7 protein-coding genes are annotated in these 15,525 nt (G+C 33.3%); 4 read left to right on the top strand and 3 right to left on the bottom strand.

What is annotated here, in order from left to right:
- Positions 1 to 118: 118 nt before the first annotated feature.
- The gene (locus ACIQ06_RS02035) at positions 119 to 547 is read right to left on the bottom strand and encodes a regulatory protein RecX (RefSeq protein ID WP_396143555.1); all 429 of its coding nucleotides are present in this window, start codon (positions 545 to 547) and stop codon (positions 119 to 121) included.
- Between the two features lie 173 nt (positions 548 to 720).
- Here ACIQ06_RS02035 and ACIQ06_RS02030 point away from each other — a divergent pair, with 173 nt between their 5' ends.
- Positions 721 to 5,733 carry a T9SS sorting signal type C domain-containing protein gene (locus ACIQ06_RS02030; protein ID WP_396143552.1) on the top strand — a complete coding sequence of 1,671 codons (5,013 nt, stop codon included), beginning with the start codon at positions 721 to 723 and terminating at the stop codon, positions 5,731 to 5,733.
- 68 nt (positions 5,734 to 5,801) lie between these two features.
- Here ACIQ06_RS02030 and bioB read toward each other — a convergent pair whose 3' ends face one another.
- Together bioB and ACIQ06_RS02020 are read right to left on the bottom strand one after the other, a co-directional pair.
- The gene (bioB, locus tag ACIQ06_RS02025) at positions 5,802 to 6,887 is read right to left on the bottom strand and encodes a biotin synthase BioB (RefSeq protein ID WP_396143550.1); all 1,086 of its coding nucleotides are present in this window, start codon (positions 6,885 to 6,887) and stop codon (positions 5,802 to 5,804) included.
- A 59-nt stretch (positions 6,888 to 6,946) separates the two neighbouring features.
- On the bottom strand, positions 6,947 to 7,876 hold the full coding sequence (locus tag ACIQ06_RS02020) for a bifunctional riboflavin kinase/FAD synthetase (RefSeq protein ID WP_396143548.1): 930 nt from the start codon (positions 7,874 to 7,876) through the stop codon (positions 6,947 to 6,949).
- Positions 7,877 to 8,057: 181 nt separating this feature from the next.
- Between ACIQ06_RS02020 and ACIQ06_RS02015 the strand changes: the two genes are divergently transcribed.
- From ACIQ06_RS02015 to ACIQ06_RS02005, 3 genes are all read left to right on the top strand, one after another.
- A complete protein-coding gene (locus tag ACIQ06_RS02015; RefSeq protein ID WP_396143546.1) occupies positions 8,058 to 11,423 on the top strand; it encodes a reprolysin-like metallopeptidase in 3,366 nt (1,121 codons plus the stop codon).
- 79 nt (positions 11,424 to 11,502) lie between these two features.
- Positions 11,503 to 12,738 (top strand): M43 family zinc metalloprotease, encoded by a 1,236-nt coding sequence (locus ACIQ06_RS02010; protein WP_344817291.1) that lies wholly within the window; start codon positions 11,503 to 11,505, stop codon positions 12,736 to 12,738.
- A gap of 125 nt (positions 12,739 to 12,863) precedes the next feature.
- Positions 12,864 to 15,512, top strand: coding sequence for a reprolysin-like metallopeptidase (locus ACIQ06_RS02005; protein WP_396143543.1), 2,649 nt, complete (start codon positions 12,864 to 12,866; stop codon positions 15,510 to 15,512).
- Positions 15,513 to 15,525 lie beyond the last annotated feature (13 nt).

Below are 15,525 nucleotides of genomic sequence, written 5' to 3'. Positions count from 1 at the left end.
AAATTCCAAGTTGAATATTCAAAATTCAAAAAACACAAAAAAACACAAAAAATAAAATCAGATTCCGTAAATTTCACTGAACACTGAACACTGAACACTGAACACTGAACACTGAAAACTATTTCTCCAACTCCTTAACTTTTTCATAAATCCTTTCGCTTTCCCATCCTTTACGAAGTAAGTAATCGCAGAATTTTTTACGTTTTTTCAAATCGTTTTTTTCGGTAATGGATTCCCAATGTTTTTCTGCTAAAGTTTCGAAAGTCATTTCATATTCTTCCGATGGGATTTCCTTCAGCGCTTTGGTAACCAAATAATCTGAAATTTTTCTCGCCTTCAATTCGTTTTTGATTCGAATTTTACCCCATTTTTTCTGATGAAATTTACTTATTGAAAAAATCGACGCAAAACGTTCTTCGTTTAGGAAATTACTTTCAATTAAATGAACAATTATTCGGTCTTTTTCGTCTTGATTTAAAACAAAACTGCGCAACTTTTCGGACACTTCAATATGGCATCTTTCTTGGTAAGAACAGTAATATTCCATCTTTTGTAGAATATCCTCTACAGAACTAGTTGATTTTGAGCTCAAAACGTTAAAAAGGCATGAAATTTGTTAATAATTTAATAACGCAAAAGTATTGAAATTGTGTGGATTAGAAGTAATTTTGTAGTCCCAAATTGTTATTGAAAAATTAAAAAAAAACTAAATTCATTTTTATGAAATTTAAATTACTTATTGTTGCGCTTTTGTTTAGTTGTTTTTCTTTTGGGCAATCAATTTTTACAAATCCAATTACCGGCGTTGATCCAAATACTAACAACCCATATATAATTGGTCAAACTATTGATCCTAATATAACTGTTTCAGGAATAGGAAGAGGTTCTGGAATCAATGGTACTGCAGCATCAAATAGATATAATGCAGACGGATGGAGTACTACGACTCTAGATTCCAATGATTATTTTGAGTTTACATTAACCCCAAATGCAGGTTATCAAATGAATTTTGTGAGTTTTGTTTATACTTCTCAAATTTCATCAGGAACCGCTAGTCATGTTTTTAGATCAAGCGTAGATGGTTTTACTACTAATATTGGTACACCCACTACCACAGGAACAACCATTTCTTTGTCAGCAGGTACTTATCAAAATATAACTTCATCTATCACATTTAGAATTTACTCATTTGGATTAACTGCAGCAACTACAACTTTTAGCATTAATGATTTTACATTCAATGGCACAGTAACAGCTGCTTGTACCTCTCCAACAACCCAAGCATCAACTTTTACAAGTCCTGCAATAACCACTACCACTGCAACTATAGGTTGGACAAGAGGTAATGGTAATAATGTTTTAGTAGTAGCAAGAGCTGGTAGCGCTGTTAATGCTGATCCAGTAAGTGGAACAACTTACACAGCTAACGCAGCATTTGGATCAGGTTCTCAAATTGGATCAGGAAATTTTGTAGTATACAATGGTCCTTTAGCAACCGTTAATCTTACTTCTTTGGCTTCTGGTACAACTTATCATTTTGCAATCTATGAATATAATACTTTAGGAACTTGTTATAATTTAACACAACTACTTGGAAGCTTTACAACAACAGCAATTAGTCCAGCTTCCTTAATGGCAAATAATGGAACTCAAGTAACGGCTGCAAATGTCTCTCAAGGTGTTACAGATCATGTTTTATATAAATTTCAGTTATCAATTACACTTGCAAATACTACTTTAGCAGGATTGACATGCACAACCACAGGTACCTATTTAACCACAGATATTACTAATTTAAAAGCAAGATATTCAACAGACAATGTACTAGATGCTGGCGACGCAACTTTAAGTACTATTCTAGCTCCAACTGTCGCTGGGCCAAAAGCTTTCTCAGGTTTTACGTCTCAAATTATAACAGCTGGCACAACAGGATATATATTTATAACAGCTGATATTTCTGCTACTGCAACAATAGGAAATACAATAGGAGTTAATACATTAGTTAATGGTAATGTTACTTTTATTTCAACTCCAGCAACAATAAAATCTGGTTCAACAACTGTTGGAGGTCTCCAAACCATTAGACCAATTGCTCCAAATACTCCAATTGCTTTAACCGAAATATGTACAACTAATACCACACAATCTTTATCGTGGTCGCCACCTGCAACTGGCACTTTTGATGGTTATATGTTAGTTGTTAGAGAAGCAGCAACACCTCACGCAGTAACATCGCTAATAGCATCTTCTCAAACATTTAATTCTAATTATACTTTAGCGCCAACCTATGGTTCAACTGCTGTTTTGTCAAGAGTTTTATATATTGGTACCGCTACAACTGCAACAATAACTGGTTTAACCCAAGGTGTAAATTATACTTTTGCAGTATATGCATACAAAAACGATGGTGCAACATCAATTTATTCAACTTCAGCTACGACAACAAATCAAACCATAAACTTACCTAATGTTTCAGGAGCAGGAAGTTCTCCAGCAAATGCTTCTGGTACAATTACTTGGAGTTCTCCTAACGCACTATGTTATAATGAGATTTTAGTAGTTGCAACAACAGCACCAGGGATAACATTTACTCCATCTGGAAACGGAAGTGCTTATATGCCCAATACTGTTTATGCAGGAAATAACAGTATTGTTTTCAACAATGCAGGAAACTTTGTAACTGTTACAGGATTGACCAATGGCGTTACCTATTATTTTGAGATATTTGTTAGAAATGGATTAGAGTGGAGCAGTGGTGTAGAGGTAAGTCTTACGCCTAATTTAGCAACCGTTTTTAAACCAGGTGAATTAATGTTTGTCGGATTTGATGGACAGGTAGAAGGTTCTGGTCAAAACGATGAGTATATGGTAGCTACGATGGTAGATATAATTGCTGGTACAACGTTCTCTATAGTAAATTCAAGATACGAAGCTGGTGCGGCCGCAAATGTAAGAACTGACAAATGGGGTGGATCAGGAGACGATGCGAGTTCTACGCCTGGAGTTGTAAATATAACTTACAATACAGGTCAACCATTAATTCCAGCAGGTTCTGTATTAGTTTTTAGAACAGATGGGACTACAGGAGTTTTTAGCTCAATTTTAGTAATTACAGGAACAACAGTTAGCGCAAATAGAATTAACGATTTTACAAGGACATTACCTTTTGTAACAGCAATTTCTGCCCCAAATATATCGACAGGCGCAAATGCTGGAGAACAAATATACTTAGTTCAAGGTAATTTTGTGTATGATGGTACTACAGAGCCCACAGAAGCTAACTATATATTATCTGGAACATTGTTACATGGTTTTACGTTAAAAATTGGTTGGATTCCCTTAACAACTGCATGCGATGGTTCAGTTGGATCAACTTTTCAAAGGCAATCTCGATTACCAGCGGCATTAACGTGCTTTAATGTTGAAAGTACCTCTAATAATGTTGTGGGTTATTATGAAAACTCAGCACAACATGGTTCCACTTCAGTAAGAAACATTATTCAAGGAATTGCAAATGTTACCACTAATTGGACAATAAGCAATAGCAGATATACGATTGATGCAACAAGTAATTTGGCTACAAGAGCAGGGAAAACCTTTATCATTGGAGCTAGTGAAACTGCTGGTCAATGGATTGGTGATTTTGATACCAACTGGTTCAATTGTGCCAATTGGGGTAGATTAACTGTTCCAGATGAAACTGTTGATGTAATTATAGATAATGTAACTTCTATTAATAATTCAGTAATAGATTACACAGCAACCTATTCAGATTTTTATGCTGATTTGGCGGTTTGTAACAATCTTAACATCAACGGAAGAAGATTAACTATTCAAGGAAATCCTAATAATGAGTTGGAAGTTTACGGAAATGTTACTATCGGAGCTTCTGGAACTTTAGACATGAATGATGGTTCTAACGGAACGCCAGATGGGCAACTTTATTTGTATGGAAATTGGAATAATAATGGTACAGAAACTAATTTTGATCAAGGCGAAAGCACTATTCATTTTAGAGGAAGCGTTGCACAAGTAATAAATAATGTTGCTCCAAGAGGAACAGAATTATTCTACAATGTAGTTTTAGATAATGACTTTAACACTGCTATTTCTAATGATTTAATTGCTCAAGGTGATTTAACAATTAACGCAACAAGAGCTTTAAATATTGATTCAAATGGATTTGTATTTGCCTATAGAAGATTAAATCACAATGGAGATTTGTCAATTGCTAATAACGGACAATTTATTCAAGTTGACGAAACAGATAACAATACAGGTGTATTTACAGGAACCAAATTTCAACTAACAAGAACTGCACAAGCTAAGAATTTTGATTATGTTTATTGGAGTGCACCAACAGAAAATTTTGCAGTTACTGGCGTTCCAACTAATAATCGTTACGAATGGAATACTTTATTTGCAAATGCTAACGGAACTTTAGGAAATTGGGCAACAGCATCTGGAAATATGACAAAAGGAAAAGGATATATTGCTAGAGCTTCTAATGGTTCTGCAACACCAGTTGGATTAAGTACAATCTTTACAGGAAAACCTCATAATGGTCAATTCAATTTTGATATTTATAGAGGAAATTATAATGGAGCAGACTATGATGCTGATTTAACCAATCCAAATAACGTATTGACAACAAGATTTGATGACAATTGGAATTTGGTTGGAAATCCATATCCATCAGCAATTGATGCTGAAGAGTTCTTGGTTCAAAATCAAACGAAAATAGAAGGTGCTGTATGGATTTGGACACACGGTTTGAATCCTACTTCAAATGTTAGTCCTTTTTATAATAATTATCAGTACAATTATTCGTCTTCAGACTATATCAAATACAATGGTTTAGGTTCAACAGATCCAGATACTTTTGCAGGAAAAATAGCTTCTGGACAAGGATTTATGGTGAACATGCTTCATACAACTGCAACTCCAAATACCATAACTTTTACTAATAATATGAGAAGTGATGCTTCAATGGTTCAGTATGATAATACCGATTTCTTTAGAGGTGTTTCAACAAATACTGTTGGTCCTGTTGAGGAAAAACACAGAATTTGGTTGGATATTATCAATACTACTTCTGGACAAATGGACAGAACATTGTTAGGATATTCAACAAGTTCAACCCTAGGTGTTGACCATTTGTATGATTGTATTTTTAGACCAACATCAGAACTAAGTATGTTTTCCATCATCAATTCAGAGCCGTTTATTATTCAAGGACGACCATTACCTTTCAATAATTTTGATCTTGTTCCAATGGGAATCAGAATTGTTGCTGCAGGAAATCATACTATTGCTATTAAGAAAGTAGATGGTTTATTTGAGCAAAATCAAGATATTTATCTAGAAGATAAGCAGTTAAATATCATTCATGATTTAAGACAAGCGCCTTATAACTTTACATCATCAGTTGGAACTTTCAATGATAGATTTGTTTTAAGATATACAACAGCAGCATTGAGTAATCAAGATTTCGAATCTATTGATAGTTCAGTTCTTGTATCTGCAAATGATGGACAAATTAAAATTAAATCTATAAATGAATCATTGAGTGAAGTATTAGTTTATGATGTTTTAGGAAGAGAAATTTTAAAGAAAACTAATATTGCTTCAAACGATTTAATACTAAATAATATTACAGCTACAAATCAAGCTTTGATTGTGAAAATAAAATTAGAAAATGGTGAAGTTGTTACTAGAAAAGTAATTCTTTAGTTAGTTTCTTAAAACTAAAAAGTCCCAATCTTATTAAAGGTTGGGACTTTTTTTATGCTTTAGATTTTTTATTTTCCTTTTCCAGAAGCTTCTAAATTTCTTTCAATTTTGTGTTCCGGACGAGACCATTTAGGTTTTTCTCCCAAAGCTTGAAATTGCGAATCTTCCGCCTCAACAGTTGTTGGTTGCATCAATTTGATGAAAGGTTTTTGAGGTTGTAATCCAAGAGTTTCAAACATTTTCATGTCTTCATTCACATCAGGATTTGGTGTTGTAAGAAGTTTGTCACCAGCAAAAATTGAATTAGCGCCAGCAAAGAAACACATAGCTTGACCTTCACGAGACATTTCAGTTCTACCAGCAGAAAGTCTAACTTGAGTTTCTGGCATTATAATTCTTGTAGTGGCAACCATTCGAATCATTTCCCAAATTTCAACTGGTTTTTCATTTTCCATTGGCGTTCCTTCAACAGCTACAAGTGCATTAATAGGCACCGATTCTGGTTGAGGATTTAAAGTCGATAGCGCCACAAGCATTCCGGCTCTGTCTTCTATAGATTCTCCCATTCCAATAATTCCACCACTACAAACCGTAACATTAGTTTTACGAACGTTGTCTATTGTTTGTAATCTATCTTCAAATCCACGAGTTGAAATTACCTCTTTATAATATTCTTCAGAAGTATCTAAGTTGTGATTATAAGCATACAAACCAGCTTCTGCCAAACGTTGCGCTTGATTTTCAGTTAACATTCCAAGAGTGCAACACACTTCCATTTCTAGTTTATTAATGGTACGAACCATTTCTAAAACTTGGTCAAATTCTGGTCCGTCTTTTACATTTCTCCAAGCGGCACCCATACAAACTCTTGATGAACCACTCGATTTTGCTCTTAGAGCTTGCGCTTTTACTTGGCTAACCGACATTAAATCGTTGCCTTCTATGTCTGTATGATATCTAGCTGCTTGTGGACAATAACCACAATCTTCTGGACAGCCACCAGTTTTTATAGATAATAATGTAGAAACTTGAACTACATTTGGATCATGATGTTCTCTGTGAATAGTAGCTGCTTCATACATTAAATCCATTAATGGTTTGTTGTATATCGCTATAATTTCTTCTTTAGTCCAATTATGTTTTGTAATGCTCATTGATAAGGATATTTAATGATGTTTCAAAAGTAGTTAATTACTTTGTAACAAACAATGATTTAAAAGTGGGTATTTATATAATTTACAGCAAAAATTTTATCTTCATTTATTTGATTTTTTAAGTCGTTTAAAGAATCAAATTTTTGTTCCTCTCTAATAAATTCAATAATTTCAATAGTTAAGGTTTCGTCATAAATAGTTTTATCAAAATCCAGAAAAAAGACTTCAATAGTTTGATTTGTTCCATCAACTGTTGGTCTTGTGCCAATATTCATTAATCCGAAAATTGTTTTTTTATCGTAATTACTTTTTACAATATAAACACCGTTTTTCGGAATCAACTTATAATCTTCGTTAATTTTAATGTTAGCAGTTGGAAATCCGATAGTGCGACCGAGTTGTTTTCCTTTTACAACAATTCCTGAAAAGAAATAATTGTAACCAAGGTAGTTATTAGCCAAAGTTATGTTTCCTTCTAAAATGGCATTTCTAATTTTGGTAGAACTTACCGCATTATCATTTATTTCTTGAGCTGAAATTTGCTCTACTTCAAATCCGTATTCTTTACCAAAAACTATTAAATCATTGATATTAGCAGTTCTGTTTCTTCCAAAACGATGATCGTATCCAATAATTATTTTTCTAATATTAAGCTGATTGACCAAGATTTCTTTAACAAATTCTTCGGCTGTAAGTCTTGAAAATTCTTGATTAAATGGATGAATGATTAAATTATCAATTCCTGTTTTTTCTAAAAGTAGTGTTTTTTCATCTACAGTATTTAGAAGTTGTACAACAGAATTATCTTGTAGCACCATTCTTGGATGAGGAAAAAAGGTTAAAACAACACTTTCACAATTAAGTTCTTTAGCGTTAAAAATTATTCTTTCAAGAATTTTTTTATGCCCGATATGAACACCATCAAAAGTACCAATGGTAACAACCGATTTTTTACTATTATATTCTTTAATATTGCTAAAGGTTTTCAAGAAAAATAAATTTTAGCTGCAAAGGTAATTTATTTATATTGATACTAAAAAATTAAGTGAATAGGCTACTATAGTGTTTTTTGAATTTTTTTTAATTCATAAATATATGAAATCTAGTTTTTTAGTTTTTTTATTAAACAACCTTTTATATATTTACCGCCTTATTAAACTAACTCAATTTATGAAAAAAACTACACTATTAACCTTGATTACTCTTATACTTAGTACAATAGGGTATTCACAATCTAACCGCTTTTGGATTTCTCATAATCCTAACGATAGAATAATCAATAAAGATAAAGCTGCTGAAAGGCTATCTTTCCCTAAAGATTTTAAATTATTTGATTTAAATATTACACCATTAAGACAACAATTGTTTTCAATTATTGCGAATGGAGCAACCACTCGCTCAACTATAATATCTCTTCCAAATGCTGATGGAGGTATTGAAGAATTTGAAGTTTATGAAGCTTCTAATTTTGAACCAGATTTGCAAGCACAATTTCCAGAAATTAGAGCCTATTCAGGAAAAGGTATTACAGATAGATATGCAACTTTAAAACTAAGTATTTCTCCTCAAGGAATTCAAACAATGGTTTTTAGAGCTGATAAAGAAAGTGAATTCATTGAAGCTTATTCTCAAGATCATACAACTTATGCAGTTTTTAAATCACAAAGACAAAAAGGTGGATTAGCTTGGACTTGCTCTACTGAAGAACAAAAATTAGTTCAAGATTTAAATCACAGAATTTCAACAAATCCAACGATTTTGTCAAACGCAGGACAATTAAAAACAATGCGTTTAGCTCAATCATGTAACGCAGAATACTCAAATTTTTTTGGTGCAAATAGTGCTGCTCAAGTAGGTTTAGTTCTTGCCGCATTCAATGCAACTTTAACAAGATGTAATGGTATTTACGAAAATGATTTAGCGCTTCATCTTAATTTAGTAGCTAGTTCAACCAATGTAATTTATTACAATCCTGCTACAGATCCATATACAACAATGGGAAACTGGAATACACAATTACAAATTGCTCTGAATACTACATTAACAGGAACAGGTACGTCGTTGGCAGTTAATAATGCAGCTTATGACATTGGGCATATGTTTGGCGCAAGTGGTGGTGGTGGAAACGCAGGTTGTATAGGTTGTGTTTGCGTTAATGGAACTGCAGCAGGAACAGGCGCAACTAAAGGAAGAGGAATTACCTCTCCATCTGATGGTGTTCCACAAGGAGATACTTTTGATATTGATTACGTTGCTCACGAAATTGGCCACCAATTAGGAGGAAACCATACTTTTTCCAATAGTAACGAAGGCGCAGGAGTTAATAAAGAAGTTGGTTCTGGTATAACAATTATGGGTTATGCAGGAATCACAGCTCAAGATGCTGCAAATCATTCTATAGATATTTTTCATCAAACTACAATTGAGCAAATTCAGAATAATTTAGCAACGAGGTTGTGTCCGATTACTACATCATTAACAGGAACAAATGCAACACCAGTCGTTGCTCCTTTTCAAAACTTCACTATACCAAGAAGTACTCCTTTTGTTTTAACAGGAAGCGCAACAGATGCAAATGTAAATGATGCTTTAACTTATTGCTGGGAACAAAATGACGACGGAGCCTCTTCTACAGGTGCAAATAGTGTGGCAAGTACTACAAAAACTATAGGACCAAATTTCCTTTCTTTTTTACCTACATCAAGTCCAACTAGATATTTCCCTACATTATCATCTGTTATAGATAATTCTGCTACTACAGAAACTACCACTGGAGACGCTGGAGTCTTAATTGAAGCTTTAAGTTCGGTTTCTAGAACATTAAATTTCAGATTGACTGTAAGAGATAATTCACCATATAGTTCAACAGCTCCAATAAAAGTTGGTCAAACAGCCTTTACCGATATGACAGTTACTGTTAATGCCGCAGCAGGACCATTCGTTGTAAATGCACCTAACACAGCAGTTTCATGGAATGTAGGTACAAACCAAACGGTTACTTGGGATGTGGCAGGGACAACAGGAAATGGAGTTAACTCTCCATTCGTAGATGTTTATTTATCTACAGACGGTGGTTTAACTTACCCAATTCAATTAGCTAATAAAGTTCCAAATAATGGAAGTACTGTGGTAACTGTTCCAAATAATGTTGGAAATAGTAATAGAATAATGGTAAAAGGATTTCAACATATTTTCTTTGATATTTCAAATGCAAACTTTACAATTACTGCGGCACCGTCAACATTTGCTGTAACTCAATCGAGCGAACAAAGTAGATTAGTTTGTTCTGTATCATCAATAACTTATAATTTTGACTATGTTGCGTTAGCTGGTTTTACTGGAACAACAACTTTTAGCGCAACTGGAAATCCAGCTGGAACAAATGTGACTTTTAGCCCAGCATCTTTAAGTTCTTCAAATGGAACTGTTGTAATGACAATAGATAATCTTTTAACTGCACCAGCAGGAGTTTATAACATAAATGTTAATGCAACTTCTGGGTCTGTTGTAAAAACCGTTCCTTTTCACTTATATTTAGGTTTACCTGATGTTACATTATCGACTCCAGCAAATAATGCAGTAGCACAAAATACATCACTTGCATTGACTTGGTCTGTGAATCCTAGTGCATCTTCTTATAATGTTCAAGTAGCTACAGACGCTGGTTTTAATACAATTATTAGTTCTGCAAATGTTACTACAAATGTTTACAACTTAAATGGATTAGTACAAGGTGTAGCTTATTTTTGGAGAGTTGCTCCAGTAAGTGCATCATGCACAGGTAATTTTAGTTCAGAATATAAGTTTGTTACAGGTATTATTACATGTGTAACGGCTACATCTACAAATGTTCCTGTTACAATACCAACAACAGCAAATGCAACAGTTAATTCAACATTGAATATTACTGGACAAACCAATACAATATCTGATGCAAACGTTACAATTGATATTACCCATAGTTGGGTAAATGATATGACAATTACATTAATAAGCCCATCAGGAACGCAAGTACAATTGGTAGCTCAACCATGTGCAGTTGCAGCGTTGGCTGGAATAACAGCTACTTTTGATGATGCAGGTGTTCCAATAGTTTGCGGAAACAATCCAGCAATTTCTGGTGTAGTTATTCCTACTCAAGCATTATCAGCATTTAATGGCGAGCCTATGAATGGTACTTGGACTTTAAGAGTACTAGATTCTTTTGCACAAGATGGTGGATCAATTAATGCTTGGAGCTTAAATTTATGTAATACAGCACCAGCATTGGCACTTAATCAAAATATATTTGAAAATTTTGCATTGTATCCAAACCCAAATAATGGAACATTCACTATTCAATTTAATTCATCATCTAACAATTCTATTTTAATTGGAATTCACGATATTAGAGGAAGAGAAGTGTTTTCTAAAGCTTATCAAAACAATGGATTTTTCAATGAAAAATTACAGCTAGACAATCTTCAATCTGGAGTTTATCTAATTAATATTCAAGATGGTGATAAGAAAATCACTAAAAAAATAGTAGTTGAATAACGATTATTAAAAATATTTTTTAAAGGGAAGTAATTACTTCCCTTTTTTATTTACTTTTGGAATCTTAAAAATTTTAAAAATGAAAAAGACTATTCTTATTTTATTAGCAATTAGTTCGTTAAATGCGTTTTCGCAACGAACATGTGCTACTACAGAAAAAATGAACGAGCTTAAAGCAAATAATCCTTCTTTTGCTATTCATCATCAAGAAACAATGGATTATTTACAAAATCCCAACACAACGCAATCTAATAAAAATGCTAACGTAGTTGTTACAATTCCAGTTGTATTTCATGTTTTGTATAAAACATCGATTCAGAATATTAGTGATGCTCAAATCAATTCGCAATTAACGATTTTGAACAATGATTTTAGAAAATTAAATTCAGATTTTTCTTCAGTTGTACCAGCCGCTTTTCAAGGTCTGGGTGCAGATACAGAAATATTGTTTTGCAAAGCAACAAGAACGCCTGCAGGAGATTCATCTACTGGTATTGAAAGAAAACAAGTTCCTTCGTCTTTTGTTTTTGAAAACAGCTATTATACAACAGCCGGTTTTACCGCATGGGATCCAACAAAATATTTAAACATCTGGATAGGAAGATTTTCTAATAATCAGTTGTTAGGCTTTGCATATTTACCATCAGCTGCAGGTCAAGCTTTTGATGGTTTATGTATTGGAGATCAGTTTTTTGGAAATACAGGTACAGCGACAGCTCCTTTTAACAAAGGCAGAACTGCAACTCATGAGATAGGACATTATTTTGGCTTGTTACATCCATGGGGAGATGATGGCAGTGCTTGTGGAACAGCAGAAAACAGTGATGGAGTTGCAGATACGGATGAAACAAACAATCCTTATTTTGGATGTCCTACTTTTCCTGATAATACTAATGCCTGTACTTCAACATCAGATGGATCAATGTTTATGAACTATATGGATTATGTTAATGATGCTTGTATGGCATTTTTTACAACTGGTCAAAAAACAATAATGCGAAATGCATTGAACGGACCTAGAGCAAGTTTGTTAACTTCAAATGGTTGTGCATCACTTGGTCTTGATGAAGTTGGAGCAATTGAAGCTATTGCGGTTTATCCTAATCCAGTTTCTCAGTATTTTATCATTACATCTCCTCACACCTCTATTGATTTTGTTGAGGTTTATAATGTAAATGGCCAGTTGGTAAAATCACAAAAACTTGAAGAAGTTAATAATAAAGTATATATCGAAGATTTAGAATCTGGAGTTTATTACTTAAGAATATACAATGGAGAAAGCTTTTTGAAATCAGATAAGATAATTAAAAAGTAATATTTTTTTGCTAAAATATTTTGCCTCAAATGTTAATAAACATTTGAGGCTTCTTTTTTTTTGATTCTAAATTGAGAAATTATCAATTTTTTTAATAAATTTGAACAATTAATAATAAAAACATTATGAAAAAAAACTTACTATTTACTTTTAGTGCGGTTTTAATTTTTGTTTCGAGTTTTGGTCAAGGTTCTCTATGGAATAAAACCACAGAGGAAAGAGTAAAAAATTTAAGCAAAATGGATCGTGCTTCAATGCCAAGAGAATATCAATTATTTTCTCTTGACTTCAATGCTTTAAAAGCACAATTACAACAAGCTCCTTCTGAAAATGCAAGAACTTCAAATGTAATTGTTGACTTTCCAAATCAAAATGGAGAATTTGCTAGTTATAAAATTTTTGATGCTCCAGTGATGGAAGCAGGTTTAGCAAATAAATATCCAAATATTAAGTCTTATTCTGGAGTAAGTGAAGATGGAACTTCTTCAATTCGCTTTAGTATTACTGATTTTGGTCTTCATGTAATGTCTTTTTCAGGCAAGTCTGGGACATTCTATATTGATACCTATACTAAAGATTTAAATAATTATATCGTTTATAGTAAAAGGAATATCGAAAAGACGAGAGATTTTGGATGTTTGGTGAGTGATGATGGGAATTCTCCTATAGATGCAGCTGTTTTAAGTAATAGAGTAAATGATGGAATGTTTAGACAATATCGTTTAGCTATTGCGTGTACTATAGAATATGCTGCTTTTCATTTAACTGCAGCAGGAACACCAGCAAGTGCAACTTTAGCAGTTAAAAAAGGGGTTGTATTATCTGCAATGGTAGTGAGTATGACAAGATTGAATGGTGTTTACGAAAGAGAAATGTCATTAAGAATGAATTTAGTAGCGAACAATGATTTAATTATTTTTATTGATTCTGATTCTTTCACTAATTCACCAGCTATGATTAATGAAATTCAACCAATTGTAGATGCAGCAATAGGTTCTGCAAATTATGATATGGGGCATGGATTTTGTACCACAGATTCAGGTATTGCTCAACTTGCATCGGTTTGTGGTTCAGGAAAGGCTAGAGGGATTACAGGTCAGCTTAGTCCAGTTGGTGATCCTTTTGATATTGATTATACAGCACATGAAATGGGTCATCAGTGGGGTGGATCTCACACACAAAATAATAATTGTAATCGTTCTACTGACTCTTCTTTTGAGCCAGGAAGCGGAAGCACAATCATGGGTTATGCAGGTATTTGTGCTCCAGATGTTCAAACAAATTCTAATGATTATTTCCATGCAAGAAGCATTTTACAGATGACAACATTTGTTGTTGGTTCAACCTCATGTGGTATTGCAACTTCAAATGGTAATATTGCACCAGTAGTTGAAGCAGGACCAAGTTATATTATACCAAGAGGAACTGCATTTATTTTAAAAGGAACTAGTACTGATGCAAACGGTGATGCATTAACATACTGCTGGGAACAATATAATAATCAAGTAAGCACACAACCACCAACTCAAACTGCAACAACTGGACCAAATTTCAGATCAGTTTCTCCAAGTACTTCTCCAAATCGTTATATGCCAAGATTTGCTGATGTTTTAAATGGTAATTTAGCACCAACTTGGGAAGTAGTACCTAATGTTGCAAGAACTATGAACTTTGCTTTAACAGTAAGGGATAATAGATCTGGCGGTGGTATGACAAATAGAGATGATATGACAGTTACAACTGCAAGTGTTGGACCTTTTACAATTACTAGCCCAAGTGTTCCTGATGTTTCATGGCCTATCGGTTCTTCTCAAACAATTACATGGGATGTTGCAGGTACAACTGCTAATGGAATTAATACGGCTAATGTAAACATTTTAATTTCTAATGATGGAGGTGTTACTTTTACAACATTAGTTGCTAATACTCCTAATGATGGAACACAAGCTATAGTTGTTCCTGGGCCAGCTTCAACAACAGGTAGAATTTTAATTGAAGCAGTTGGAAATATTTTTTATGCAGTTTCTAAAAATATTGCTATTGGTTATGCCGTTGTAAATTCTTGTAATACTTATAATGGTACTTCTTTGCCAATTGTAACTGCAGCTGGTATTCCTGCTAATCAAATAGGGACTGTAAATGTACCTATAACTGGTTCAATTAGTTCAGTATCTGTTTTCAATAACATTACTCATGCCTATTTATCAGATGTTGTTACAGACATCAGTAGTCCTCAAAATCCTACTACTTTCGTAAAAGTTTTTAATAGATTTTGTGGAAATAGTAATGCGTCGTTAAATATGAAATTTTTTGACGGTGCTGGAACATTAGATTGTGGTGCTGGAGGTACTACATTACAAAATGTTGCTCCAGGAGAGAGTTTTGCTCCTTTCGTAGGACAAAATCCACAAGGTAATTGGACATTGAGAGTATATGATATTTATACTGGAGATAATGGAACATTGAATTCTTGGGGTATTGAAGTGTGTACCCAAACGGTTACATTATTAACAGAAAGCTTTGGGTTTGATAACTTCTCATTATATCCAAATCCTAATGATGGAACTTTTACAGTTAAGTTTAATTCTAATACAGGAAATGATATTAATGTTGAAGTTTATGATATGAGAGGAAGATCTATCTTCAATAATGTATATCAAAATAATGGTGTGTTTGAACAAACACTTCAATTAGACAATGTACAATCTGGAATTTATCTTGTTAATATTCAAGATGGCGATAAAAAGATTGTTAAGAAAATAGTAGTAGAATAATTATTCTATTATA

Origin of the sequence: Flavobacterium sp., from assembly GCF_044341265.1 — a bacterium.
Lineage (GTDB): Bacteria > Bacteroidota > Bacteroidia > Flavobacteriales > Flavobacteriaceae > Flavobacterium.
This window is presented reverse-complemented; position numbering and strand designations above follow the sequence as displayed.